At 51.3% G+C, this 23,950-nt stretch carries 22 protein-coding genes; 13 read left to right on the top strand and 9 right to left on the bottom strand.

Going from position 1 to position 23,950, the window contains the following annotated elements; translation table 11 throughout:
* The coding region (locus BM025_RS14190) for a GDP-mannose 4,6-dehydratase (protein WP_139204583.1) at positions 1-425 on the bottom strand (425 nt) is incomplete at its 3' end.
* A complete protein-coding gene (gene rfbC / locus BM025_RS14185) occupies positions 422-985 on the bottom strand; it encodes a dTDP-4-dehydrorhamnose 3,5-epimerase (protein WP_085850196.1) in 564 nt (187 codons plus the stop codon). The genes rfbC and BM025_RS14190, both read right to left, overlap by 4 nt.
* A gap of 219 nt (positions 986-1,204) precedes the next feature.
* Here rfbC and BM025_RS14180 point away from each other — a divergent pair, with 219 nt between their 5' ends.
* Positions 1,205-1,441 carry a type II toxin-antitoxin system CcdA family antitoxin gene (locus BM025_RS14180; RefSeq protein WP_085850195.1) on the top strand — a complete coding sequence of 79 codons (237 nt, stop codon included), beginning with the start codon at positions 1,205-1,207 and terminating at the stop codon, positions 1,439-1,441.
* Positions 1,441-1,740: a CcdB family protein gene (locus tag BM025_RS14175; RefSeq protein WP_085850194.1), complete on the top strand. Its 300-nt coding sequence runs from the start codon at positions 1,441-1,443 to the stop codon at positions 1,738-1,740. The genes BM025_RS14180 and BM025_RS14175 overlap by 1 nt, the downstream gene beginning before the upstream one ends.
* A gap of 102 nt (positions 1,741-1,842) precedes the next feature.
* Here the strand turns inward: BM025_RS14175 and BM025_RS14170 are convergent, their stop codons facing one another.
* From BM025_RS14170 to BM025_RS14155, 4 genes are read right to left on the bottom strand one after another with little or no spacing between them, the layout of a single operon-like run.
* Positions 1,843-3,957 carry a GumC family protein gene (locus tag BM025_RS14170; protein ID WP_085850193.1) on the bottom strand — a complete coding sequence of 705 codons (2,115 nt, stop codon included), beginning with the start codon at positions 3,955-3,957 and terminating at the stop codon, positions 1,843-1,845.
* 39 nt (positions 3,958-3,996) lie between these two features.
* Complete coding sequence (locus BM025_RS14165; RefSeq protein ID WP_085850192.1) at positions 3,997-4,854, bottom strand: metallophosphoesterase; 858 nt, start codon at positions 4,852-4,854, stop codon at positions 3,997-3,999.
* Positions 4,851-6,350: an O-antigen ligase family protein gene (locus BM025_RS14160; RefSeq protein WP_085850191.1), complete on the bottom strand. Its 1,500-nt coding sequence runs from the start codon at positions 6,348-6,350 to the stop codon at positions 4,851-4,853. Before BM025_RS14160 ends, BM025_RS14165 begins: the two co-directional genes overlap by 4 nt.
* Positions 6,350-7,024, bottom strand: coding sequence for a hypothetical protein (locus BM025_RS14155; RefSeq protein ID WP_139204582.1), 675 nt, complete (start codon positions 7,022-7,024; stop codon positions 6,350-6,352). The genes BM025_RS14160 and BM025_RS14155 overlap by 1 nt, the downstream gene beginning before the upstream one ends.
* Before the next feature lie 274 nt (positions 7,025-7,298).
* Here BM025_RS14155 and BM025_RS14150 point away from each other — a divergent pair, with 274 nt between their 5' ends.
* Positions 7,299-7,751, top strand: a complete 453-nt coding sequence (locus BM025_RS14150) for a hypothetical protein (RefSeq protein ID WP_085850189.1) — start codon at positions 7,299-7,301, stop codon at positions 7,749-7,751.
* Between the two features lie 80 nt (positions 7,752-7,831).
* On the opposite strand, the gene BM025_RS14145 is transcribed toward BM025_RS14150, so the two are convergent.
* Positions 7,832-8,368, bottom strand: coding sequence for a hypothetical protein (locus BM025_RS14145; protein ID WP_085850188.1), 537 nt, complete (start codon positions 8,366-8,368; stop codon positions 7,832-7,834).
* A gap of 218 nt (positions 8,369-8,586) precedes the next feature.
* Complete coding sequence (locus BM025_RS14140) at positions 8,587-9,789, bottom strand: replication initiation protein (protein WP_085850187.1); 1,203 nt, start codon at positions 9,787-9,789, stop codon at positions 8,587-8,589.
* 593 nt (positions 9,790-10,382) lie between these two features.
* Between BM025_RS14140 and BM025_RS14135 the strand changes: the two genes are divergently transcribed.
* A complete protein-coding gene (locus BM025_RS14135) occupies positions 10,383-11,804 on the top strand; it encodes an AAA family ATPase (RefSeq protein WP_085850186.1) in 1,422 nt (473 codons plus the stop codon).
* Positions 11,791-12,882 (top strand): ParB/RepB/Spo0J family partition protein, encoded by a 1,092-nt coding sequence (locus BM025_RS14130; protein WP_085850185.1) that lies wholly within the window; start codon positions 11,791-11,793, stop codon positions 12,880-12,882. The genes BM025_RS14135 and BM025_RS14130 overlap by 14 nt, the downstream gene beginning before the upstream one ends.
* A 90-nt stretch (positions 12,883-12,972) precedes the next feature.
* Here the strand turns inward: BM025_RS14130 and BM025_RS14125 are convergent, their stop codons facing one another.
* Positions 12,973-14,001 carry a LacI family DNA-binding transcriptional regulator gene (locus BM025_RS14125; RefSeq protein WP_170842199.1) on the bottom strand — a complete coding sequence of 343 codons (1,029 nt, stop codon included), beginning with the start codon at positions 13,999-14,001 and terminating at the stop codon, positions 12,973-12,975.
* Positions 14,002-14,381: 380 nt separating this feature from the next.
* Here BM025_RS14125 and iolG point away from each other — a divergent pair, with 380 nt between their 5' ends.
* The 8 genes from iolG to iolE all read left to right on the top strand — a co-directional run bounded on the left by iolG (position 14,382) and on the right by iolE (position 23,946).
* A complete protein-coding gene (gene iolG, locus BM025_RS14120; protein WP_085850183.1) occupies positions 14,382-15,401 on the top strand; it encodes an inositol 2-dehydrogenase in 1,020 nt (339 codons plus the stop codon).
* Positions 15,398-16,192 carry an SDR family oxidoreductase gene (locus BM025_RS14115; RefSeq protein WP_085850182.1) on the top strand — a complete coding sequence of 265 codons (795 nt, stop codon included), beginning with the start codon at positions 15,398-15,400 and terminating at the stop codon, positions 16,190-16,192. The genes iolG and BM025_RS14115 overlap by 4 nt, the downstream gene beginning before the upstream one ends.
* 52 nt (positions 16,193-16,244) lie before the next feature.
* On the top strand, positions 16,245-17,156 hold the full coding sequence (locus tag BM025_RS14110) for a sugar ABC transporter substrate-binding protein (protein ID WP_085850181.1): 912 nt from the start codon (positions 16,245-16,247) through the stop codon (positions 17,154-17,156).
* A gap of 69 nt (positions 17,157-17,225) precedes the next feature.
* Complete coding sequence (locus BM025_RS14105; protein WP_085850180.1) at positions 17,226-18,359, top strand: ABC transporter permease; 1,134 nt, start codon at positions 17,226-17,228, stop codon at positions 18,357-18,359.
* A 2-nt stretch (positions 18,360-18,361) separates the two neighbouring features.
* Positions 18,362-19,150, top strand: coding sequence for an ATP-binding cassette domain-containing protein (locus BM025_RS14100; protein ID WP_085850179.1), 789 nt, complete (start codon positions 18,362-18,364; stop codon positions 19,148-19,150).
* A gap of 103 nt (positions 19,151-19,253) precedes the next feature.
* On the top strand, positions 19,254-21,185 hold the full coding sequence (locus BM025_RS14095; protein WP_085850178.1) for a bifunctional 5-dehydro-2-deoxygluconokinase/5-dehydro-2-deoxyphosphogluconate aldolase: 1,932 nt from the start codon (positions 19,254-19,256) through the stop codon (positions 21,183-21,185).
* A 14-nt stretch (positions 21,186-21,199) separates the two neighbouring features.
* Entirely contained in the window at positions 21,200-23,041 is a 1,842-nt protein-coding gene (iolD, locus tag BM025_RS14090; RefSeq protein ID WP_085850177.1) for a 3D-(3,5/4)-trihydroxycyclohexane-1,2-dione acylhydrolase (decyclizing), read from the top strand.
* 8 nt (positions 23,042-23,049) lie between these two features.
* On the top strand, positions 23,050-23,946 hold the full coding sequence (gene iolE, locus BM025_RS14085) for a myo-inosose-2 dehydratase (protein WP_085850176.1): 897 nt from the start codon (positions 23,050-23,052) through the stop codon (positions 23,944-23,946).
* Positions 23,947-23,950 lie beyond the last annotated feature (4 nt).

The raw sequence follows: 23,950 nt of genomic DNA, 5'->3' as shown, positions 1-23,950 counted from the left end.
TCAGGGTCATTGGGCAGCGACCCAAACACTTCATCGGTGGAAATGTGGTGGAACCGAAATGTGTCAGGCTTGCCTGCTTCAACCCAATATTTGCGCGCTGCTTCCAGCATATTAAACGTGCCGGTGATATTGGTTTCGACAAAATCCCCTGGCCCATCAATAGAGCGATCTACGTGGCTTTCTGCCGCCAAATGCATGACCACATCAGGTCTATGTTTGGCAAAAACAGTGTCTAATCCAGCTCGATCTCGAATGTCTACGTGCTCAAAAGTATAAAGCGGGCTTTCCGACACTGAAGCCACATTGTCCAAACACGCCGCATAGGTCAGCGCATCAACATTCACCACCTCATGTCCACGTCCCACAGCCAAACGAACCACCGCTGAGCCGATAAATCCTGCGCCACCTGTCACTAAAATCTTCATGTGTTGGCCTTTGTAAACGGTGTCACAAAATCAGAAAATGCTTGCGCCTTTTCATCTTTGTCCGAGATGATTGGCGTGATGCCCTCAAGGGGCCATTCAATGCCACAACTGTCCCATTTCACTGCGCCATCGCATTCGGGCGCATAATGATCGGTACATTTGTAAATGATTTCACTGTCAGGTTCGAGCGTCATGAAACCATGCAAAAACCCAGCAGGCACCCAAAGCTGTTTCCCGTTTTCATAAGACAGCTTTTCGCCCACCCACTGCCCGTAGGTAGAGGACCCTTTACGCACATCAACGGCCACATCAAAAATCGCCCCGCGACCACATCGCACAAGCTTTCCCTGTGAATGCGGTGGGCTTTGAAAATGTAGTCCGCGTACGGTCCCAACTTCGCGTGACATCGAATGATTGTCCTGCACAAATTCGGGTAGGATTAAGCCTGCATTGGCCAGCTTTTTCTTGTTCCAGCTTTCACAGAAAAACCCCCGATGATCCCCAAACCGTGCAGGAGTAATGGACAAAACATCAGAAATTTTTGTTTCGCTGACTTGCATTTTAGATCCTAAACACTGCGCACATCTAATGCCTCTCATACTGGACAACGCAGCACCCAGCAACAAAGTTGGCCCACTTGTTGCGGTTTGTTGCAAACAGTGGGTCCAAGAATTGAATATTTGTAATCTATTCTCTTTAATGGAAACACAGATCATTATCGTGTGGGTTGAATTTAGACAAAATACGCATATACTATGCGCATAAAGAAAGGGCATACAATGCAAGCACACTCTATGCCAAAAAAGCCAACAAACCTAACGTTGGACCAAAGTCTACTTAGCGAAGCTAGATCGTTTGGCGTCAATCTATCCCAAGCCGCAGAAGCAGGTTTGCGTCAGGCCGTTCGCGATGCAAAAGCCACCGCTTGGAAACGCGAAAACGCTGCGGCGCTCAAAAGTTCGAATGCTTGGGTTGAACAACATGGTTTGCCCTTGGCCAAACATCGGCCCTTTTGATGGCGCGGTATGACATTTACGCCAATGCAGACGGCGCGGGCTATTTGCTTGATGTTCAAGCTGATCTGCTGGACAGTTTGAACACGCGTGTCGTTGTCCCCTTGATGCCGATTGGTGCAGCGCCCACACCCGCGCAGCGTCTAAACCCTGTGTTCAATATTCAATCTGAATCCTATGTCATGGTCACGCAATTTCTGTCTGCGGTGCCGACTGCAATCTTGAAAACGCCGGTTTCGAACCTAGTTCAGTTTGACACCAAAATTACAGCGGCGCTCGATATTCTGATCACTGGCGTTTAATGCGTCCTTGGTCATCGCTGACAAAAAAGCCAGCAAGTGTCCCTGCTGGCTTTTAATCTCTCGGTGATTTCGTCTGCTTTGGCCAAAGCCAACACAGGCGAATTATTCGTTGTAGCTATAATATGCGTTATCTGTGGCCTTGGTCTCATCGCAGTTCAAAACGGTGTAAATGGACACCTTTGAACGCTTGGCAGCTTCAAGCTGTACAAAACCCTCACGAACATCGCTTTGTGACGTCATGCCATAGCGCACGGCCATGATGATGGCATCGGCGTGCTGTGCAATGTAGCGCGCATCGACAACAGGCAACATCGGTGGCGTATCAATGATGATGATATCCATGTTCTTGCGCGCACTTTTCATCAAATTAAGGAATGTTTCCGTTTGAAGCAATTGATCTGTTGGTACATCGGCCTGACCGCGCCCCAAGATGACGCCAGCACGCGATTTGGAGTCAGTGATGTAAAAACTTCTGTCGATATCTGAATCGCCACCAGGGTTTGAAAGGTAATCGAGAAAACCTTCATTTGGCTGAACCCCAAGAAGCTTATGTTGAGACGGTTTGCGCAAATCGCCATCAATAAGCAAAACATTTTTACCAGCGTTCGCATAGGTCCGCGCCAATGACAAAGACAACGAAGACTTACCCTCGTTTGAATTGGCAGACGTGACCATGATAATCGCGCAACCATCAACAGTATCACGCAGTTCTTGATCTATATTGGCCCGAATGCGTCGCAGAGATTCACTGAACGAAGACATAGGTTCATCAATGACAAGATCCCCAACGCCCAGCTGCGTATCCGTCAGAACCACTTTAGGAACAGATCCGATAACCACACCTGTGGTGATGATATTGCGCAACTGGCTAAGCGATGTGATACCGCCGACCAAGAACTCATTGATGAACGCCAAACCAACGCCAATCCCCGTAGCAAGTACCATCGCAAGAGCAAGAATCATCTTACGATTTGGAGCACTAGGAAAATTAGGAGGCAAGGCTTCTGAAACCAAACGACTGTCGGCGACTTGCACCATCGCTTGTGCTTCAAGGTCGCGCATCCGAGACAAAAGATTGGAATATTGGCGCTGAGAAATATCGGATTCTTGTTGCAATGAGAAAATAGATGCAAGCGTGTCAGGTGACAAATCACCTTTTAACACTTCGTTGCGCAAGGAGCCTTGCAATTCATCCAAAGAGTCTTCTTTGAGCGCCAATGACTGTTCCAACGATCCAAATGCAGCTTGGGCCTGTTGTTCCATATTGGTTTGAATTGTGAGCAACCCAGCTCGCAGGTTAATCTCTTCGTCTGAGCCTTCTGGCGTGCCTTGCAAACGCTGTTCAAGAGCAACACGTTGACGCTCCAATGCGGACAAAGCATCACTCGACAGTGTCTCTAAAAGCGTATCCCAGTTCATCTCATCAAGCGCAGTACGCGCTGAAGCAATCTGAGTTTGCGTTTGCAACGTTTCTGTTCGAACGCTTTCAAGTTGGCTTTGCAATTCCGTGAAACGTTCTGTGCCAACTTCAGCCTCAAGACGGGTTAGGTTGTCAGTGATAAAGGTGTTGAAACTGGCTTCGCTTTGCGCCAACCCACTGCGGGCCGTGTCAATTTGCGCTTGCAAAACATCGCGAGACGCCAATGCAGATTCTACTTTAGACGCGATTTGTTGGCGAATATAAACTTCGGCCATTGTATTCGCGATCTCGGCGGCTTTTTCCGGATTTTCCGAGTTTGCCGAAACCGTAATAAGATACGTCAAACCTTTCCGGCGTATATCAACAGAATTGCGCAGTTTTTGAGACGTGCTTGCCACCAGAACTTTTGGGTCATTAGGCGACTCTACTTCAATACCAACAGCCAATTTGATGTGGTCAATCCGGCTGAGTTGCGGACCAAATTCATCGTCTTTGATCAACCCCATAAGGTTCATGGTCTCAAACAACACGCGGTTCGACCGTAGAATTTCAACTTCGCTGTCAATTTTCGAATTGTCTGCACTGCTTGAGCCGGACGCGAATTGCTCTACCGACAACAAATCTTTTTTGGACGGATCAACATAGATAAGTGCTTGGGAAGTATAAATAGAGGTCGCGTTGAACAGGTACATCAAGGCCAAGCCAATAACGATGACAACGCTGATTAAAATAAGCCGCATTTGTCGGCGCAGCATCGACAGAATCCCGCGTATATCGACTGTCTCAGTTTCCGTCATCTTACTTTCCTTCAAATCCAAAGCATCAAAATAAATGCCCTATACGTCTGTACTATCAACCGCAGAAATATCGACAGGCTCTTTGTCCTTCAAAGAGGCGCTTATAAGCGTCGGCTCTTGACCTTCTACAAGCCTAACAGATGTGAGCAAACCCGAAAAATAGGCCCCCGTATCGAGATTGATCGCGTTTGGTGTAATCTCGGCGGCAGCAACAGGAATATGGCCGTGAATTAAGCGTTTTGAAAACACTTGGCCGCCCTCTGCCCCTGAAACACCCCAGATCAAATCATCTTTCTTTTGGTCCTCAAGCGCATGATCTGGGTTGATACCAGCGTGCGAAAAAAACCACTTAGGCAGGCTGAGACAAACAGGTGTGTTTTGCAAAAACAAACGGTGGCTGTGCGGTATATTCGCCGCAAGCTTTTTACCCCAATCCGCAGAACTGAATTCATAGTTCTGTTCAGGATCGGGATGAATACCATAAGATGCCAGCGTCTCGGATCCGCCCCAAGCCACCCAATCACGAATCCCAGATAGGGTTTCCAAGGCTTGCAAAAACATGTCTTCGTGATTGCCGCGCAAACACAGGCGAGTGATCCCCTCAGGTGGTGGCATCAAAAGATGCTCGATAAGTTGCGCCGACTTAGGTCCGCGATCAATCATATCCCCAAGCAAAACAACCAGCGCCTGCCCTTCAAAGGATTTGGCGTCTTCAACGATCTTTTGCTCAAGCTTTTTATAGAGGTCCAGTTGTCCGTGAATATCGCCAACCGCATAGGTCACAGATGGCGCCGTTTCACGAGACAGCTTGCGCAACATGCGCTTGGGCCGATGCGCCGACCCACTGGTTTCGCTTTGCGGCGCCGCCCCCAAAAGCACACGTTTCCACCAACTCATGATAGTCTTCCTTGTGCCTTGCGCGTTTGACTTAGGCCCATGGCAACCAAGACGATCAACAGCACAGTGTTCGCTTCAATTTCAAAACTGAAATCCAACAAAGAATGTACCGCCGCCAGAACCAAAGCCCCCAAAGATATAGCATATGCCAACTTGTGTTCTTTTGCCCCGCGCGCCGCGCGCAGCAACCGAACCGCAGCAAATCCAAGCGCCAAAATCGGTGCCGATCCCGCGATCAGCCCCATCTCGGCCCAAAGAGCCAAGTAACTATTGTGCGCCAAATCCCAAATAAGCGCCGATGACACACTTTCATCGTGAATCAGGGGAAACGCCACCGAGAAGGTGTCCAAGCCATATCCAACAAGAGGGCGCGACAGGATCAGGTCCCAAACGCTATGGTAAAGCGCCAGACGAGCCCCAATGTCTGCCGACGAGAACAACAGCCGTTCCCCGATGTCACGCGAGAACACAACAACAAATATGAACCCAAGAATCAGGCCAAGCCCCAACAAAATCTTGCCATGTCCCTGCGTGTGCGCGGGTGCCTGCGCAGCTCGGCCCGGCATCATAACAAAAAATGTTGTCAGCACGCCACAAATCGTTGCGGCCGTCCCCATCCGAGACCCCGTAGCCAACAGCGCTGTCGCCATCAACACAACGCAAAGCGCGTAAACACCTGTTTCAAGCGCGCGCGGAGATAAAAGGTTCACCTGTGTAGAACGCCGCAAAGACTGACTTTTCTGTCGACGTTCCAAAAATAGGGCAACACCCGTGAGAATGCCCAAACCCAGAAAGCTGGCAAAAGAATTGCGGTTGATAAATGTTCCCGTAGCCCAGCCAATATAAGAACTTTTCTCACCCCAAGGAAAACGATCCCCCAAGGTTGTCAGAAAAATCATCGCCACAATTGCATGTGCCGTCAGGCCCCAAAAGACATAGCGCGAAAGCTGTTGTACGCGCTTTAAGCGGCTACAAACTTCCAACGTTAAGATGAAAATGCCCGCATAGGTCATAAGCCGCAGCACCCCTAAAATCGTCGCCGGCGCATTCAAGGTGGTAGCACGCGGCGCAAGATCGGCAGGAAAGGCTCCTGGAAACAAATGCCCCAATGGCAACAATTGAAACAAAGCAAAAACAGGCATCACTAGCGCCAGACATAAAATGTCGGCTTGCGCAAGAAACCGTAGCTTGCGCTCCGGCTCGTTTAAAATAATGCGAAGCATGAAAGCAAAAACCAAAATTGCGATCACCAACGCCCATAAGGCCCACGGCACAGGACGATTGGACCCAAGCGGAATTGGGATCAACAAAATCAAAAGTCCAATCACCCTAATATAAAGTGAGTTCGCCGCATTCGGTGCGGCAAAGCGCTCAACCGAATCGGGAATCAGAACTTCATCAAATTGCATTTGGGTTTCGAACGCCGCTTCTGAGAGTTGCGCATAGTCGCCACTTTTCGCCTGCACAGGGCGTATCTTTTCAAAATCCATACTCATTAAGCGCCTTCGCGGCTGATTTTACTAACTTTCGACAAAAACTTTCGTTGCGTTGATGGCGGCAACGTTTCGGCAATAGACGTGATGCGGTTTTGAGCATCGGGGGATGATACAAAAAGCTGCGCCACCCAAATTTGTGACCTATCCTCAGACAGTAACATCTGGATATCTTGCGCCAAAACCTCATTCACAATTTCGGTTTCGGGCATGGAAATGGCAAGCAGCACGCGCTTTTTACCCACCCAGCCTTCAAAAGGTGCGACATGGGCAGAAATAGCCAATGCGTCTTGTGCGGCATCAATATCTCCAGCTGAAAATGATGCACGTGCAACAGAAAACTGCGCCAACCCCCAAGGTGGGGTTGTGTCGGATATTTCCTTAGCATAATCAAGGCATTGAAGTGCAATTCGTGTGTAATTATCGCGTTCAATCACAGAGGCTAAAGGCGCGACCAAGGCTTCGTTACACATTTCCAAAACAGATTCTTGTGTGCGAACAGCCCATGTCTCAAAAGAAAGGTCTTCATCGCCTCTCAACCGCAAAAGTGCCGCGTCTCCGCCAGTTTCAATTTGGCGAAAGCTGGCGTATTCATCGCGCAAGACAATTCCAGAAAAACCTGCGACCATAAAAGCAACAACAAGCACAACTATTATAGGCATCATTGCACGTTTCATTGGAATCCCTGAGTAACATCACATAGCCGCGCTTACCTCTCGACTGTAAAATTTGCAAGACCAACGCCCTAGTTTCGACCACCAAACCGCGTTCTGCGCAGCACTTGCCTACATATTTATCACACCCGTATAAATACATTGGAATATCGAATATTTTGAAAATGCCGCGTTGCAAAAAACAGAATTGTATGAGATGAATTACCTAAATGTATGTTAACCTGTATGCCTGCTGCGTATGTGCAAGTCTAAACTTGCGATAATTTAGGAAAAGTCTATGAAAACGATCTCCTCCCTCTCGCTAGCTGTTAGTGTTGCCGCGCTTTCATTCTCTGTTGCCCCTGCAATGGCTCAAGATACTGCTGAAGTTCTGGCGCAAGGCTGTACAGACAGCCCAGCATCATGTGCTGCGCTGATCGAAGCACAAATCGCCACGCTACAGGCTGCTGGCCTTGCCGGCCCTGCACTAGACGCTGCGATCGGGCAACTCGTTTCTGCTGTTTATGCGGCGGCCTCCAGAACAGTAGCGCCAGCTGTAAATGTTCAGCTTGCAGCTGCTATCACTCGGGCGTCATCTTTCATCGCTAGCCCAACTGCGAGAGCTGGTGTAACCCGCGCTGCTCAAACTGTTGCAAGCGGCAGTGCTTCAACAACTGCACCAACAGCCTTTGGTTTGTCAGCAACGACAACAACAACCGGAACCGCTGGAACAGCTGGTTCAGCCAACTAAATTTGGCGTCGGTCAGACACCTTACGATAATCTAATTTTTAAAGGCGCCTCAGGGCGCCTTTTTCTATTGTTTGATCGTCCTACCCGCATTCCTGAATGCCAAGTCGAATCAATTCACGCCCTGAAACCTTTTTAATGCCAACAGTCGTGTACCGCGCCTCGTGCATATACCACGCACGGATCTGACGTGGGTAATATGCGCCCATCACACCTGACCAATATTCAAACTGATCAGGTTGCAAAGCCATTCCATAGAACTGACTCATTGGACCGTGAAAGCCAAAAGACACATTACGTGACACACATGTATTGGGTAGACCCAAATACATGGTACAGGCGGAATTACAAAAACCACCTACAATGCGCACCTGAGTGCCTGCTGCGCGAATCTCTTTGATTTGCTCCACTCGCACAGACAACTCTCCGCCAGGATCATTGCGTACATTCAGCACAGATCGTGCCTTTGCAGCATCCACCTGTTGGGGAATGAAAACCCCGCCACTGGCAACAAGGACAGCAAGCCCCAAGCCTTGCATCATTTTAAATTTAACACAGTTCCACCTCGCGGACAAAGGCACCTCGCCCTTGTCCGCGCCGACCCCTCGGCACAGTCCCATAGTATCACCACTCTTTTGCTGAGCTGGCAGAACCAGCTTGGCGAGCCCACCCCGCCATAAAGCCATTAAGAGTGACAAAGCTTAAAAAGATGTTTTCCCACCGTATTTCAAACGTAGGATCTATTCCGTATTCGTCTCAAATTTATCAAAAATGCGAGCGCGTCCTTCGGCTTGTCTAAGCCCCCTGCCCTATGTCGTCACATCAAATGACCCCTTGCTTACGCTAGATCAGGTTCAAACGCGCCCGGTGCAATATCGCTCCAAAACGCGACAATCAATTTGAAATTCAGCGCTGACATCCAGCCATGGTTTTCAAAATCTAGCAACGCAGCGCCATCCAGTTTTGACATGAAAAGACGCCGGTCTGCGTCACGCTGCGTGGGGGACCGCGCTGCGGCCATACTTTGAATAATGCCCAATTTTCGCACCCGCTCTGCCGTATCGGCACTCATCGGCTTGTTCGATGTTGGGTTTCGCGGCGAAACCTGCGCGCCGCTGTAATCTTGTTTTAACGCTGCCGTCAAATAGCTTACAGGATTTTTGACACCCCCCTGCCCTGCGACATAATCCAACTGCTTGCGCACATAGGTTTCGTCATGTTCTTTCATCCATTGCAGTGCCAACCGATCACTGACGCCCAAAGCACGCATACGCGCATAAATATCCGAATTGCGCAGCCCACTTCCATCGTCCAAATCTAAAATCGACAGCTGGGGATTTTCGGCAATTTTAAAGCGAATCTCGGACACAGAGCGTCCCATCCGCTTCGTCTCGGGCGTCACCACGATGTTTGATGTTTTGTTCACTTCCGCCACGGCCGGTTTGATAATTTTGGCATTCAGGTGTTTGTAGACATCGTAATAAGGACTGCCCGAAACCCCCATCAGCCGACGAAACAAATCCAACGACCACCATCCCGTCGATCCGGTGCGCACAAACCGATAACAATTTTCATACAACGCCAAAGCGTGGCCAGACGTAAAACGGCGTTGTATGTTCAAATTGATCAGCGCAAATATTTTGGGGTCATCCAGTTTTTGGGCCAACGCTGGGGAATACGCATACTCACACACGCCACCTTTAAGTTTGGCGTAGCTCAACAAAGACGATACGCCCCACTCTTGGCGCCCCTCCTCGTCCAGCATGTCCCATTCCGCAACAGTCTCGGCCAGGCCTCTTAAAGACTGTTTCAGCGTCTCCATATCATTGGAATTGTAGCCAATCATCATACACAAAGTGCGTGCATCTATTTGGTGCACTTGCTGGCTGATCAAGGTGTCATAGGCATTTAGCAAAAGCACATTGGACAGTTTACGTTGCAACAACGTCAACTTGCCCGACACATGGATAGCTGCCACGTTTTTTTTCACGGCACCGCGGCGCAAAGACCCTGTCAGTCGATCTTTCTCAATATCATTCATGTGCTGCCTATTGTCTGCTCTGCCGATATGCGGGTTTTAAATCTCTGTTCAAATATCCACGCTGACGCGACTCACATCACGCACTTGTTATCTGTCTATTATTTGGCATAAGGTGCCCAAATGCAAGTCAACAGTTGGGCACCTTGTGTGTGCCACCGTAAACAGGTGCCTTACATAAAAGCATCGAATCTAAAGGAACCCATATACAGGAAATGCAGTTCTGATGATTCGAACTGCGGTTATGCGATTCGTCGCAATAGACCCAAAACAAGCATAAACAGGGTCTAATCCTCAAGCAAAATCTCTACCACCGCGAATCGGCTCCTTATTTCCTGCAAACGGATACCTATTGTCCTGTGATCGGGTGCCAATTCCCCTGATCTTGGGTACCTGTAACTAAGTAAGATATTGATATTAATTACATATTTAGACCATAAAGATTCTAAATAATCTAAATAATACAAACAGAGGACTGTTGTTTTCTATCTTTTCATTTAAATTTAGGTGAGCAGCACTATCCCGATTCACTTTTAACTTCAGATGTGCCATACTTTTGCAGATATCGCGTCTAACAGCGAACATGCAGAGGCATTATGGCACAAAACTCAAGCAGCTCAGGCAAAGACTCCCTCCCACCTTATTTCAATATTGATCCGGAGCGTGCAGCTAAAAAACTCTCACATCCGATTGATACCGCACGTTTTGCAAAAGCGGCAGCTTTCGCAGGACGAGGTCGTGATGATTTGGCGAAACGCGGCTATGCACCTGATGGCAAAAAGAGATTGCGTAAGTTTTCCACTTGGGAGGTTTGCAAGTATTTGATTCCTGTTGCCGCAGCGCATTTGCGTCGTGTTTTGAAAGCCAACCCCGATTTGCCGCAAGGCGAAGGTAGTGGTGGTTCAAAATGGTTTACGCTTGATGAAGTCCTCGAGCTTCGCAAGCATTTCACCAAAGAAGGCAATCCAAATCGCGAATATACAGCATGGCGCCCTGAAGGATTGCCAGCGAAAGTTGTTGCCGTTGCCAATTTCAAAGGCGGTGTTGGCAAAACATCTACTGCCGCGCATTTGGCGATGTCTGCGGGGCTTGATGGCTATAAAGTTCTGGTGATTGACTTGGACAGCCAAGGGTCGATGACTTCGATTATGGGTGGCACTGTTGCGGATGAATGGCAAACCGCGTTTCCGTTAATGGCCCGTGATTATGCCCAAGCATTGCAACGTGAAAACATTGTGCGTGAAGCCGCAGGCCAAGCACCTTTTCCGTTCGACGAAACCTTGACAGAAGCATTGCAGGTTTCGCCGCGAAACCTTGTTCAAAAAACCCATTGGCCAAATATCGATCTGATCGGAGCGCAGCTCAACTTATACTGGGCCGAATTTCAAGTGCCGGTTTGGCGCATGCAGTTGCGGTCTTGGGCCTTATGGGATTCGCTGTCCAATGCGCTTGAAAATGGCGGGTTGCTGGATGAGTATGACATCATCTTGCTCGATACGCCGCCTGCACTTGGGTACCTCACAATCAATGCGCTTGCTGCAGCAGATATTTTGTTGGTGCCACTTGGCGCGTCGTTTTTGGAATTCGATTCCACGGGGCGTTTCTTTGATATGATCTATTCCACATTCGCATCGATTGAAGAGGGCGAAAACCGCATTCGTCGTGCAGATGGATTGCCTGAAATGCGGTTTGAATGGGATGCCGTTCGAGCACTGATCACGCGGTTTGACGCGTCTCAGCAAACCGATTTGGCCAATGTAATCCAAGCCTATTTTGGTGACTTCATGACCACATATCGCCAAGATGTGACCGCGATGGTCGGGCAGGCGGGTGAACAGGTTTCGGGCATCTATGAAACCGATTATCGCGATTTTAATCGTGATACATATGTGCGTGGACGCGAGACGTTTGACCAAACCTGGGCCGAAGTGAAAGAAGTCATTTTGGGCACATGGTGGCGTGATCTGCAAATGTTGAAAGCGGAAGCTGAGGAGGGCCAAACCGATGGCGAAGCGTAGAAAATTAACAGCCCCTTCGGCGGCGGATCTCAATCAAATCGAACAAGAGTTTCGCGGCGAAACCACACCGCGCGGTCCGTTAACTGCGCCGATTGCACAGGTGGCTGCAGACACGGCAGGCGCCTATGATCCGCGATCTGTTGAAAATCGCGCGGCGTCAGCCAAAGATAGTGTGGATGCGCAGCGGTTACGCGAAGCTGAAACCAAGGGGTTGGTTCTGCTTGAAATTCCGCTGTCCAATATCGATGCGGACGCTTTGGTGCGTGACCGTGTTGTGCTGGATGCCGAGCAAATGAACGAATTGCAATTGTCGATTGCCAAGGGCGGATTGCGCCTGCCGATCGAGGTGTTCAAACTCAAAGATTCCCCGTCGGGCTGTGCCTATGGGCTATTGTCTGGGTACCGCAGGTTGCGCGCAGTGCAAGCGCTTAAAGGCCTGTCGGGGGATCCAAAATACGACACAATCAAAGCTATCGTGCGCGACCCCGATGCTATGGGTGGTACTTTTGCCGCGATGATCGAAGAAAACGAAATTCGTGCCTCGCTCAGCCATTTCGAACGCGGGCGGATTGCAGTGATCGCCGGACAGCAGGGGGCTTTTGCCAATACCGAGGCAGCGGTGAACGGGCTGTTCCCGATGGCATCTAAGGCTAAAAGATCAAAGATCAGATCCTTTGCGCTGATCTTTGAAGAGCTTGGAGACATGTTGACCTTTCCCGATCTTTTGAAAGAACGGGATGGTTTGAAATTGGCCGCAGGCTTGCGCGAGGGGCATGAAGCCAAACTGCGTACAGCTTTGGCGGTGCGGGTGCCTGACACGGCAACCCAAGAAGCACAAATGATTGAGGCGGCTTTGGCCGATCTTGAACCAGCAAAAATAGACCCTAAACGCGGTGGTCGACCCAAAACTGCAGCCGCACAGCCGCACCGGAATGTGGTTTTAAACAGCGGTGTGACGCTGACAAGCTCGGAAGACGGGCAGGGGTGGATGATCCGCCTGAAAGGGCAACGGGTTGACCAAGAGTTGGTCGAGGTTGCTCTGGCGGAACTGTCACGGTTGTTGGATGATCAGTCGTAACACAGGCCTAGTCTGGATGCACAAATGATACCGAATTAGACCCAAAAGAAGGACTTTGGGTCTAATTTTTTTGATTACGAGGGCAGGGGGCTAGACCAAGTCCGGGCAGTTTTCGCGCAAGAATATCTCAAAGGGTGTGAATGGATCAGGCACCTGATAGGCCTCTGTGCGTTTGAAATGATGTGCCAAAACATCAATTGCATGGCGGGCTTCCATGCGAGGGTTTTGATCAATGACGGCATCCAGCAGACCGATTTTTAGTAATTCACATCGCTTTGTCGTCAGCTCATGGGTGATGAACACGATCTCTTCTGAGCGGCCCAATTTGATAAGTGTCTGCGCGATTTGGTAATTGCCAGCAGACACATTGTAGATCCCGCGAATGTCGAGTTCGTTGTGCAAGGCGTGTTGGGCAATCTGAGCGGCGCGGGTGCTGTCTTCGTCGCTTTCGGCGATATCTAATATTTCGACATTGGGAAATCGTTCGCGGGTGATGCTGCGGAATCCCATTTCGCGATCTTGATGACCAGAAATGCGGTGATGCCCGAGCATGACCAAAACTTTACCGCCTTGCGGACCAAGAAACCGCCCCATGAGTTCGCCTGCAACACGCCCGATTTGGCGGTTGTCTGGCCCGACATAGGCCAAGCGTCCGGACCTTGGCAGATCGTTGACGAGCGTGACGACGGGGATGCGGAGAGAGGCGCGCGTGGCGGCGGCAGATGTGTCAGGATGATCCGGACAGCACACGATAATCCCGTCATATTCCAATGAGAGTTGATCAATTTTACGCGCGGCATCGCGCATATTAACGGGATCAAATGTGTGGATATAGCTGCGAATTTGCGCGGTGTTAGAACTGCCATCCAAGGCGACAAAAGCGTCACGCACGGCGGCAAAAAACGGGTTGTCGACGGGTGGGATCAGCACTGCGATGCGTAGGGATTTCAAGCTTGTGCGAAATATTTTGCGATCTAAATTCAAGCGCGCGGCCCAATCGAGCACTTTTGCTTCTGATTTTGGGGACACGCCGCCACGTTGATTTACCACGCGATCAACGGTTGCGATACTGACGTTCGCGGCTTTTGCGATGTCTTCGAGTGATGTTTTCTTGGCCATACCGTGATTATGATGGAATCCCATCTTTTTTCAACTCGGAAGATGGAAAAACTTCAAATATAGATTCCCTTACAAGTCTGGGAGGGCTTTAAATGAGGGGGCATACCGCAATGAGATGTGCTGGTTATCGCATCATCTAAGGTGAGTATAAATTAATATATTTCAATGTGTTGAAGTATAAATAGTGTTCCGCCTCTCGCAGAGATTGACTGATCTTATGATCAAAAACGATATGAAGTTTAGATTGGGTTGAGGCGAAAGCTTTTGACCGCACCACAGCTGTGTCTTGGGTTTTGAGGCAGACTAACAAAAGCCGCGGATCAAGGCCGCGATGGAACAATAGGACGCGAAAAGCGCCGCATTACGTTGGAGAATGGAAGATGACAGGGATTGCAATTATGGGCGCGGGTCGCATGGCCAAAGTGCACGCCGCAGCCATAAAAGACGCAGGCGCGAAGGTGGCCGTGATCTATGATCCCGTTTTGGCAGCGGCTGAAATTTTGGCGGCTGACACTGGGGCTATCGTGGCTCAGACGAGTGCTGAGGCGATGGAGCACCCTGATGTGGACGCGATCATGATTGCAACGTCATCGGACACGCATATCGAGCTTTTGTATCAGGCTGTAGAGACTGGCAAACCGGTGCTGTGTGAAAAGCCGTTGGCGTCTAGTTATAGCGACTCGCGGGCTTTTATTGCCAAAGTGGGCGAGGCGGCGGCGAAGAAAGTGTTTCTCGGGTTTAACCGACGTTTTGACGCAAGCCACGCAGGTGTGCGAGAGGCTGTGCATGCGGGGCAAGTCGGGCGGTTGGAACAGTTGACCATCACCAGTCGCGATCCGTTTCCACCGCATCTGGATTATATCCCACGCTCTGGCGGGTTGTTTCGTGATATGATGATCCATGATTTTGACATGGCGCGGTCTATTGTGGGCAAAACCATTGTGTCTGTCACCGCGCATGGGTCGTCTATGGTTGACCCTGAGATTGGCAAGCTGGGCGATGTGGATACGGCATCGGTGACGATGATCGCTGAAGATGGCACGATTATCACCATTCTTAATTCACGTCGCTGCGCCTTTGGGTTTGACCAGCGGATCGAAGCCTTTGGTGCCGAGGGCATGGTGATGTCGGACAATCCACGTGAGTCTGGGTTTAGGTCCTTTACCAAGGAAGCGCCGGGCACGGATGCACCGCTTTTGGGTTTTTTCATGGAACGCTATGGGCCGTCTTACACGGATGAAATCAAGCTGTTCCTAGATTGTGCCAAAGAAGGTCGCGATATGCCTGTGAATGCGATTGACGGCTTGATGGCTGCGTATTTGGCTGAAGCGGCTACAGCGTCTCTAAAGCAGGGAAAAACGATCCATTTGACGGGTCCTGATCAAGAGTTTGATGTATGAACCAGCTGCCCAAACGTCACACAGATACGGTCGCTGTCATCACTGGCGGTGCACAGGGTGTCGGGCGTGCCATCGCAACGCGGCTTGCCGATGAGGGCTGTACCAAACTGCTGTTGACGGGGCGCAGTGTTGAAAAAGGTGCCGCAGCGGTGGCAGACTTTAAAGCGCGCGGCGTGATGGCGCATTTCGTGTCGTTGGATTTGCAAGATGCACAAGGGTGCTTAAACCTGATCGACCACGCCGTGGCCACATTTGGCACTGTGACCTGTCTTGTGAACGCTGCCGGATGTGCCGCGCGCGGGTCGATTACAGATACGACGCCTGAAGCGTTTGACGAAATGTTTGCGACAAACGTGCGCGGGCCGTTCTTTTTGATGCAAGGGTTTGTCAAACATCGCCTGACACAAGACGGTAGTGGGAGCATCGTCAATATCTTGTCAAACTGTGCGCATTGCGGCCAATCCTATCTGGCCCCTTATTCATCGTCCAAAGGGGCGCTGGCGACATTGACCAAAAACGTCGCGAACGCGCATCGTTTTGACCGCATACATTGCAATGCCATTTTGCCGGGTTGGATGGATACCCCCGGCGAAGATGGCACGCAACGCAAGTATCATGGTGCCAGTGATGGCTGGCTGGAACAGGCCGAAGCCACACAACCCATGAGACAACTTGCGAAACCCGACCAGCTTGCTGGTCTTGCAGCATACCTACTCAGCGAGGAAGCCGGCATTATGACCGGTGCGCTGATAGATTACGACCAGAATGTTCCAGGGTCCTATCCTGAATAGACCCGGTCCATCGCTCCATCGGAGTAGAAACAAACCCAAGGGAGGAGACCCCATGAAGAAACTACTTTTGACAACCGTTGCGTTGGCATTGCTCGGAGGCGCTGCAAGCGCTGAACGCTATGTTATGATCACTCACACGCAGGGCACTGATCCATTTTGGCCTGTGGTCGAAAAAGGTGGCCGTGACGCTGCCGAAGATATTGGTGTTGAGTTCGAATACAACTTTGCCCCCTCTGGCGATATGTCAGATATGGCGCGTTTGATTGAATCTGCGGCCGCGACACAGCCAGATGGCTTGATCGTGTCTTTGCCTGATGCGGATGCTTTGGGAGGAGCAATTCGCGCGGCAGCAGAGTCTGGTATCCCTGTGATCACCATCAACTCTGGTCTTGAAAGTTCTAAATCTGTGGGCGCTTTGATGCACATTGGTCAGCCTGAAAAGCTTGCTGGTTTTGCGGCGGGTGAACGCGCTATGGCAGAAGGCGGTACAAAAGCGCTTTGTCTCAACCAAGAAGCTTACAACACGGCTTTGGTGGATCGTTGCCAAGGGTACTTTGACGCGACAGGTCAAGAATTGAACATGATTGATGTCTCAAACGACGTGTCACAGATCAAAACCCGTACTGCGGCTGCGCTGCAAGCGGACCCAGAAATCGACTCACTTTTGGCGGTTGGCCCCCACGTGTGTGAAGCTGCTGCTGCTGCGGTCAAAGAAGTTGGCGCACAGATACATCTGGCTTGTTTTGACATGACACCTGGCGTGATCAACCTGATCAAAGACGGTGACGTGGCCTATACAATCGACCAACAACAGTACTTGCAAGGCTACATGCCAGTCGCAGTTTTGCATCTTTACAACACAAACGCAGGCATGATGCCGGGGTCCAACATCCCGTCAGGTCCAGGGTTTGTTGACGCGTCCAACGCGGCCGCTGTTGAAGTTCAGGCAGGCGTCACACGCTAACCTACGTTCCATAATATTGCAGGAGGCCGCAAAAGGTGGCCTCCTTTTTCGAACGTATTGGGGGGCACCATGTCTGACACAACAAAAAATTCGGCTGAGAGAAAAGAGGCTGACCGGCTTCAATCAGGAGGCCTTTTATCTGTTCTCAAACGGCGACCTGAAGCGGGTTCATTTCTTGTCATGCTTGTCGCGGTGATCGTGATCAGCTTTGCCAGCAACGGGAACGCGTTTAATCCGCTTGGTTTGAAAAACAATTTTACAGTGATTTCGCAGTTTGGAATTATCGCGACAGGGGCCTGTCTGCTGATGATCGCTGGCGATTTTGACCTGTCTATCGGCTCTATGATTGGCTTTGCGGGCATGTCCATGGCGATGATGTTAAAATGGGGTTTGCCGTTTGGCCTTGGGGCTGCGACGCCTTTCACGGCATTTTTGCTCACACTTGTGATGACCCTCGCCATTGGTTGGTTGATCGGTACAATTGTGGTGCGATCGAAGCTGTCGAGTTTCATCGTGTCGCTTGCATTTTTGTTTTTCCTGCGCGGTGTCACCGAGGTGAGTTTTCGCCTGATCAACCAATCGACACAAATTTCAGGTCTGCAAGATTTCAAAGAAACAAGCTGGTTTGCCGCAATGTTTGGCGGGCAAGCGTTGGGTTGGTTTTATGACACGTGGTTTGCGCTTGGCGGCAATATCAACCGCGCTGGCAATCAATGGGTGACGGGCTTTGACGCGCGGTTCCTATGGTGGGTTGGTTTGTCTTTGGTGGCTTATATCGTTTTGTCACGCACACAGGCGGGCAACTGGATTTTTGCCACGGGCGACAACAGCGAAAGCGCGCGCGCCAATGGGGTGCCTGTTGATAAGGTGCGCATTTCTTTGTTCATGTTCACAGCATTCTGCGCCACGCTTTTCGCGGCGTGCCAAGTGTTTGACACCAACACGGCGGATGCGGCCAAAGGCAATCTGAAAGAACTCGAAGCCATCGCGATTGCGGTTGTGGGCGGCACGTTGATGACAGGCGGATTTGGGTCTGTGATAGGTATCGTGTTTGGCGCAATTACTTTTGGTCTCGTGGCCAATGCGGTGTTCTTTATCCCATCGATTGACGGCAGTTATTACCGCGTCTTTGTTGGGGTTGTTTTGCTGACGGCTGTGTTTCTCAATGAAAGCGTTCGCAAACGCATCACAGGGGGGCTTTGATCATGGCCGAACCACTTATTCGCACACAGGGTTTAACCAAAAAATTCGGGCCTTTCACGGCGCTCAATGGCATAGATTTGGAAGTGTACAAAGGCGAAGTTCTGGCACTTTTGGGGGACAACGGTGCTGGGAAATCGACGTTGATCAAGATTTTGTCAGGAGTGCATCAACCCACGGCAGGCAAGATTTTCGTCGAAGGCGCTGAGATGAAATTTGCCTCGCCACGCGATGCGTCAAACGCAGGGATCGGCACGGTTTATCAAGACTTGGCGATCAACCCATTGATGAGTGTGACGCGCAACTTCTTTATGGGGCGCGAGTTGTATCGCGGTGTGGCGCCATTCGGGTTGCTTGACATGACCAAGATGGATGAAATCGCCCATGCGGAAATGGTTAAGATCGGCATAGATGTGTCTGATCCACGTCAAGCTGTCGGCACGATGTCTGGCGGTCAACGTCAAACGCTTGCCATTGCGCGGGCCATTTATTTTGGCGCTAAAGTGTTGATCCTTGACGAACCGACATCGGCGTTGGGTCAAAAGCAGCAAATGGGTGTGCTAAAAACGATGATGCGCGTGCGAGCCCGTGGCGACATCGCGATCATTTTTATCACGCACAATGAAATCCATTCGCAGCTTGTCGCGGACCGCTACACCTTTCTTGCCCTTGGCGAGGTGATTGGGGGTGGGGCCAAAGCGGATCTGGAACATGACGAAATCCGCCGTTTGATGGCTGGCGGATCTGACATCGGTGATCTTGCGAAAGAACTGCAAGACATTCAAGCCGAGTGATGATTGCGATTTGACAGCCCAACAGACAGGCACAAAACGAAACGGCCTGTCTGTTGGGAGCACATAATTTTTCTCTGATACGCCGAGCAAAGGCACCAAAGCTATGACCAAAGACATTGACGTAATCACGATAGGGCGCGCAGGCGTTGATCTTTATGGCGCACAAATCGGTGGCCGTTTAGAGGACATGGGATCGTTTGAAAAATACATCGGCGGGTCGCCGACAAACATCGCCTGTGGCACCGCGCGTCTTGGGTTGAAAACCGCGCTGATCAGCCGTGTGGGCGACGAACACATGGGCCGTTTCATCTTAGAACAACTGGGCCGCGAAGGCGTGTGCACCGATGCCGTTGTCACCGATCCTGATCGTTTGACAGCCTTGGTTATTCTGGGCATTCGCGACGAAGAACAGTTCCCGTTGATCTTTTACCGCCAAGACTGTGCCGACATGGCGCTGTGCGAAGATGACATTGACGAAAGCTTTATCAAACGCGCCCGCGCTGTTGTTGTCACTGGCACGCATCTGTCCAATCCGCGCACCGCGGCGGCCGTGATCAAGGCGTTGAAACTGGCGCGTAAACACGGTCTGCGCACGGCGCTTGATATCGATTACCGTCCCAATCTTTGGGGCATGGCTGGGCATGGCGATGGTGAAAGCCGCTTTGTTGAAAGCCAAGAGGTGACAGATAAATTATTGTCCACGCTGCACTATTTCGATTTGATCGTGGGCACAGAAGAAGAGTTTCACATCGCAGGCGGGTCCACAGATACGCTTAAAGCTTTGTCCGCTGTGCGGGAAAAATCAAAGGCGACATTGGTGTGCAAACGCGGCGCACTTGGCGCGTCGGCGTTTCAAAATACGATCCCTAAAAGTCTGGATGATGGTCAAACGGGCCAAGGCTTTCCGATTGAGGTGTTCAACGTTTTGGGCGCGGGCGATGGGTTTTTTTCTGGCCTGCTCAAAGGGTGGATGCAAGCCGATGATCCGTATGATGCCGATTGGCCTTTGGCGTTGAAATACGCCAACGCTTGCGGTGCTTTTGCGGTGTCGCGCCACGGCTGCACACCAGCCTATCCCAGCGAAGAAGAGCTGGAATTTTTCCTAAAACGCGGTGTGGTGCAAAAAGATTTGCGCAATGATCCGACGTTGGAACAAATCCACTGGGCCACAACACGTCACACCCGAACGGCGGGCGATTGGAGCACGATGCGGGTCTTTGCATTCGACCACCGTGTGCAGTTGGAAGAGATGGAAGGCTATACAATTGAACGCGGTGGTGCGTTTAAAGAGCTGTGTCTCAAAGCGGCTATTCAGGTGCAAAACGGCCAAGATGGTTACGGCATTTTGTGCGACAATCGGATTGGGCGATCCGCGTTGCACGCGGCCTCTGGGTCGGGTTTGTGGATCGGGCGGCCTACGGAATGGCCCGCCTCGCGTCCGCTCACGCTGGAACCTGAATTGGGTGCTGACTTTGGCGGATTGACTGCATGGGCGCGCGAGAATGTTGTCAAATGTTTATGTTTTTGCCACCCAGATGATGACGCTGCAATGCGCGCCAACCAAGAAGCCACGGTCAAACGCTTGTTCGAATCCGCGCGGCGAAATGCGTTGGAATTTTTGTTGGAAGTCATCCCATCAAAAGTCGGGACCATCACGCCGCAAACCACTGCGACGTTGATCCGGCAATTCTATGCAGCAGGCATTTACCCCGATTGGTGGAAACTGGAACCCATGGCCGATGCACAAGGCTGGGCCGCTTGCGTCAAAGCGATTGAAGACAATGATCGTCACACGCGGGGCATTGTCGTGCTGGGTTTGGATGCACCCGAGGCCGATTTGGCGGCATCGTTTGAGATCGCAGCTGGATTTCCATTGGTCAAAGGGTTTGCCGTTGGCAGAACCATTTTTGGGGATGCAGCGCGCGCTTGGCTTGCAGGGGATATGACGGATGAAGCGGCAATTGATCAAATGGCATCCCGCTATGCGCGGTTGTGCGCTGTCTGGGATGCGGCTCGCGATAAAGCGATCATGTGACAGGAGATTTAGAGATGACGAACACCATCCGACTGACCGCAGCTCAAGCGATGATTAAATGGTTGAGCGTGCAAATGACGCCTGAGGGGGAGCGCTTTATCGAGGGCATGTGGGCGATTTTTGGTCATGGCAATGTGGCGGGGATTGGCGCGGCGCTGTATGATGCGAAAGATGATTTCCCGACATGGCGTGGTCAAAATGAGCAGACCATGGGCCACACCGCGATTGCCTATGCCAAGGCCAAAAAACGCACTCGTGCGATGGCTGTCACCACGTCAATTGGGCCGGGGTCAACGAACCTTGTGACCGCTGCGGCTTTGGCCCATGTGAACCGCTTGCCAATGTTGATTGTGGCGGGGGATGTCTTTGCCAATCGCCGCCCTGATCCTGTGTTGCAACAGGTCGAGGACTTTGACGATGGCACTGTGTCTGCCAATGATTGTTTGCGCCCTGTGTCGCGGTATTTTGATCGCATCACGCGGCCTGAGCATATCTTAAGCGCTTTGCCGCGGGCGTTGCGGGTGATGACGGATCCGGCCAATTGCGGCCCTGCGACGTTGTCATTTTGCCAAGATGTGCAGGCCGAGGCCTATGATTATCCCGAGGCGTTTTTTGAACCTCGTGTTTGGCATATTCGTCGCCCTGCACCAGATGCGCGTGAGTTGGCCGAGGTGGCGGATTTGATCCGTGCGGCGCAAAACCCGATCATCATCGCGGGCGGGGGTGTAATTTATGCGCAGGCTGAAGAAACGCTGGCCGATTTTTCTATGAAGCACGGGATTCCCGTGACTGAAACTCAAGCGGGGAAATCCGCGTTGGCGCAAAGTCATCCGATGAACTTTGGTGCTTCTGGCGTTGATGGATCGGCGGCTGCGAATGAGTTGTCTGAAGCGGCAGATTTGGTTATCGGTGTGGGCACTCGATTCCAAGATTTCACTACTGGATCGCGCGCGATGTACAAGAATGCGAAGGTCAAATTTGTCTCAATCAACATTCACGGGTATGACGCGGATCGTCACGGCGCTGTGGGTCTTGTGGGCGATGCGAAAATCACGCTTGAGGCGCTGACGACAGCTCTTGGGGATCATCGTGCTGCTGCGTTTGATGCGGGGTCTCGTGCTGCTTGGCTGGCGGCAGTTGATGCGCATTGCGCGGTCCCCAGCGATTTGGTGGCTTTGCCCACGGACGCTCAAGTGATTGGTGCGGTGCAACGTGCGTCGAGCGATCAAACCATTGCGATGTGTGCGGCGGGGACAATGCCGGGGGCGCTGAAGCTTTTGTGGCAACCGTCGCAAGGCGGCTATCATATGGAATACGGATTTTCGTGCATGGGCTACGAGATCGCGGGCGCGATGGGGGTCAAGTTGGCATGCCCTGAGCGCGAGGTGATTTGCTTTGTCGGGGACGGGTCTTACATGATGGCCAATTCCGAATTGGCGACAGCCGTGATGCGCCGCGTGCCGTTCACAGTGATTTTGACCGACAACTCTGGTTACGGCTGTATCAATCGGCTGCAAAAGGCCAGTAGCGGTGTGCCGTTTAACAACATGTATGTGGATTGCAACATTGAGGCGCAGCCTGCCATTGATTACGTTGCCCACGCAGGATCGATGGGCGCGCATACTGTCAAAGCGGCGGATGTCACCCAATTGCAGACCGAGATTATAGCGGCGCGCAGTCGTGATATTCCCACGGTAATTGTCATTGAAACCACCGCGCAACATGGCCCTGGTCCTGTGCCCAATACGTCAGGTGGCGGCACGTGGTGGGATGTGGCTGTACCCGAAGTGGGCGGCATCGACCGTGTTCGCGCGACCTATATTGAAAACGTGCTCAATCAACGCACCATAAACTGAGAATCGATATGATCAAATTCGGTACAAATCCAATTGCATGGGCCAATGACGACGACCAAAGCCTTGGCGCGGATATTCCCACTGAGCGTATTTTGCATGAGGCAGGCAATCTCATCGGTTTTGACGGGATCGAAAATGGGCATCGTTGGCCGCAAGATGATCCTGAGGCGCTCAAAGTGTTGCTTGGCAGCTATGGGTTGCAGTTCATCTCGGGGTGGCATTCGCTCAATCTTTTGACGCAATCTGTCGAAGATGAAAAACGTGCGATCCAGCCGCAATTGGACAAACTCAAACACAACGGGTGCAAGGTGTGTATCGTGTGCGAGACATCCAATTCGGTGCAAGAACTGGCGCAACCATTGTCTGAACGTCCTGTTTTGGATGCCGAAAGCATGGTGGATTTTGGCGCAAAGGTCGAAGAAATCGCCAAATACTGTGCCGATCAAGGCATCACGTTGGTTTACCATCATCACATGGGCACGATTGTGCAGAGCCCCGCAGATATTGATGCCTTTATGGCAGCGACAGGCCCTGCGACCAAACTTTTGTTTGATGCGGGTCATTGCTATTATGGCGGGGGTGACCCTGCTACGGTTTTGGCCAAATATATCGACCGTGTCGGGCACTTTCACGCCAAAAACGTGCGCCCTGCGGTACGTGATATGGCTGAGACAGGCGGCTGGTCGTTTATGGACGCTGTGCGAAGCAATGTGTTCACGGTGCCCGGTGATCAAGAGGGCGCGGTGGATTTTGCGCCTTTGGTGCAATTGCTAAGCGATGCCAAATACGATGGGTGGATCGTGATTGAGGCGGAACAAGACCCACACGTGCGTAACCCGCTTTTGTATCAAACGCTTGGTCTGGCCACGCTCAAACGTCTGGCCGCTGAAACAGGACTTATCTAAGGAA

The sequence above is a fragment of the Pacificibacter marinus genome, from assembly GCF_900109555.1.
GTDB classification, from domain to species: domain Bacteria; phylum Pseudomonadota; class Alphaproteobacteria; order Rhodobacterales; family Rhodobacteraceae; genus Celeribacter; species Celeribacter marinus_C.
This window is presented reverse-complemented; position numbering and strand designations above follow the sequence as displayed.

What these genes read in the sequence shown, in the direction of transcription:
- BM025_RS14095 (WP_085850178.1), top strand. Translation starts at nt 19,254, where the DNA reads ATGACCAAAGACATTGACGTAATCACGATAGGGCGCGCAGGCGTTGAT.
- iolD (WP_085850177.1), top strand. Translation starts at nt 21,200, where the DNA reads ATGACGAACACCATCCGACTGACCGCAGCTCAAGCGATGATTAAATGG.
- BM025_RS14130 (WP_085850185.1), top strand. Translation starts at nt 11,791, where the DNA reads ATGGCGAAGCGTAGAAAATTAACAGCCCCTTCGGCGGCGGATCTCAAT.
- iolG (WP_085850183.1), top strand. Translation starts at nt 14,382, where the DNA reads ATGACAGGGATTGCAATTATGGGCGCGGGTCGCATGGCCAAAGTGCAC.
- rfbC (WP_085850196.1), bottom strand. Translation starts at nt 985, where the DNA reads ATGCAAGTCAGCGAAACAAAAATTTCTGATGTTTTGTCCATTACTCCT.
- BM025_RS14110 (WP_085850181.1), top strand. Translation starts at nt 16,245, where the DNA reads ATGAAGAAACTACTTTTGACAACCGTTGCGTTGGCATTGCTCGGAGGC.
- BM025_RS14175 (WP_085850194.1), top strand. Translation starts at nt 1,441, where the DNA reads ATGGCGCGGTATGACATTTACGCCAATGCAGACGGCGCGGGCTATTTG.
- BM025_RS14105 (WP_085850180.1), top strand. Translation starts at nt 17,226, where the DNA reads ATGTCTGACACAACAAAAAATTCGGCTGAGAGAAAAGAGGCTGACCGG.
- BM025_RS14125 (WP_170842199.1), bottom strand. Translation starts at nt 14,001, where the DNA reads ATGGCCAAGAAAACATCACTCGAAGACATCGCAAAAGCCGCGAACGTC.
- BM025_RS14165 (WP_085850192.1), bottom strand. Translation starts at nt 4,854, where the DNA reads ATGAGTTGGTGGAAACGTGTGCTTTTGGGGGCGGCGCCGCAAAGCGAA.
- iolE (WP_085850176.1), top strand. Translation starts at nt 23,050, where the DNA reads ATGATCAAATTCGGTACAAATCCAATTGCATGGGCCAATGACGACGAC.
- BM025_RS14150 (WP_085850189.1), top strand. Translation starts at nt 7,299, where the DNA reads ATGAAAACGATCTCCTCCCTCTCGCTAGCTGTTAGTGTTGCCGCGCTT.
- BM025_RS14140 (WP_085850187.1), bottom strand. Translation starts at nt 9,789, where the DNA reads ATGAATGATATTGAGAAAGATCGACTGACAGGGTCTTTGCGCCGCGGT.
- BM025_RS14180 (WP_085850195.1), top strand. Translation starts at nt 1,205, where the DNA reads ATGCAAGCACACTCTATGCCAAAAAAGCCAACAAACCTAACGTTGGAC.
- BM025_RS14100 (WP_085850179.1), top strand. Translation starts at nt 18,362, where the DNA reads ATGGCCGAACCACTTATTCGCACACAGGGTTTAACCAAAAAATTCGGG.
- BM025_RS14135 (WP_085850186.1), top strand. Translation starts at nt 10,383, where the DNA reads ATGGCACAAAACTCAAGCAGCTCAGGCAAAGACTCCCTCCCACCTTAT.
- BM025_RS14155 (WP_139204582.1), bottom strand. Translation starts at nt 7,024, where the DNA reads ATGAAACGTGCAATGATGCCTATAATAGTTGTGCTTGTTGTTGCTTTT.
- BM025_RS14115 (WP_085850182.1), top strand. Translation starts at nt 15,398, where the DNA reads ATGAACCAGCTGCCCAAACGTCACACAGATACGGTCGCTGTCATCACT.
- BM025_RS14145 (WP_085850188.1), bottom strand. Translation starts at nt 8,368, where the DNA reads ATGGGACTGTGCCGAGGGGTCGGCGCGGACAAGGGCGAGGTGCCTTTG.
- BM025_RS14160 (WP_085850191.1), bottom strand. Translation starts at nt 6,350, where the DNA reads ATGAGTATGGATTTTGAAAAGATACGCCCTGTGCAGGCGAAAAGTGGC.
- BM025_RS14170 (WP_085850193.1), bottom strand. Translation starts at nt 3,957, where the DNA reads ATGACGGAAACTGAGACAGTCGATATACGCGGGATTCTGTCGATGCTG.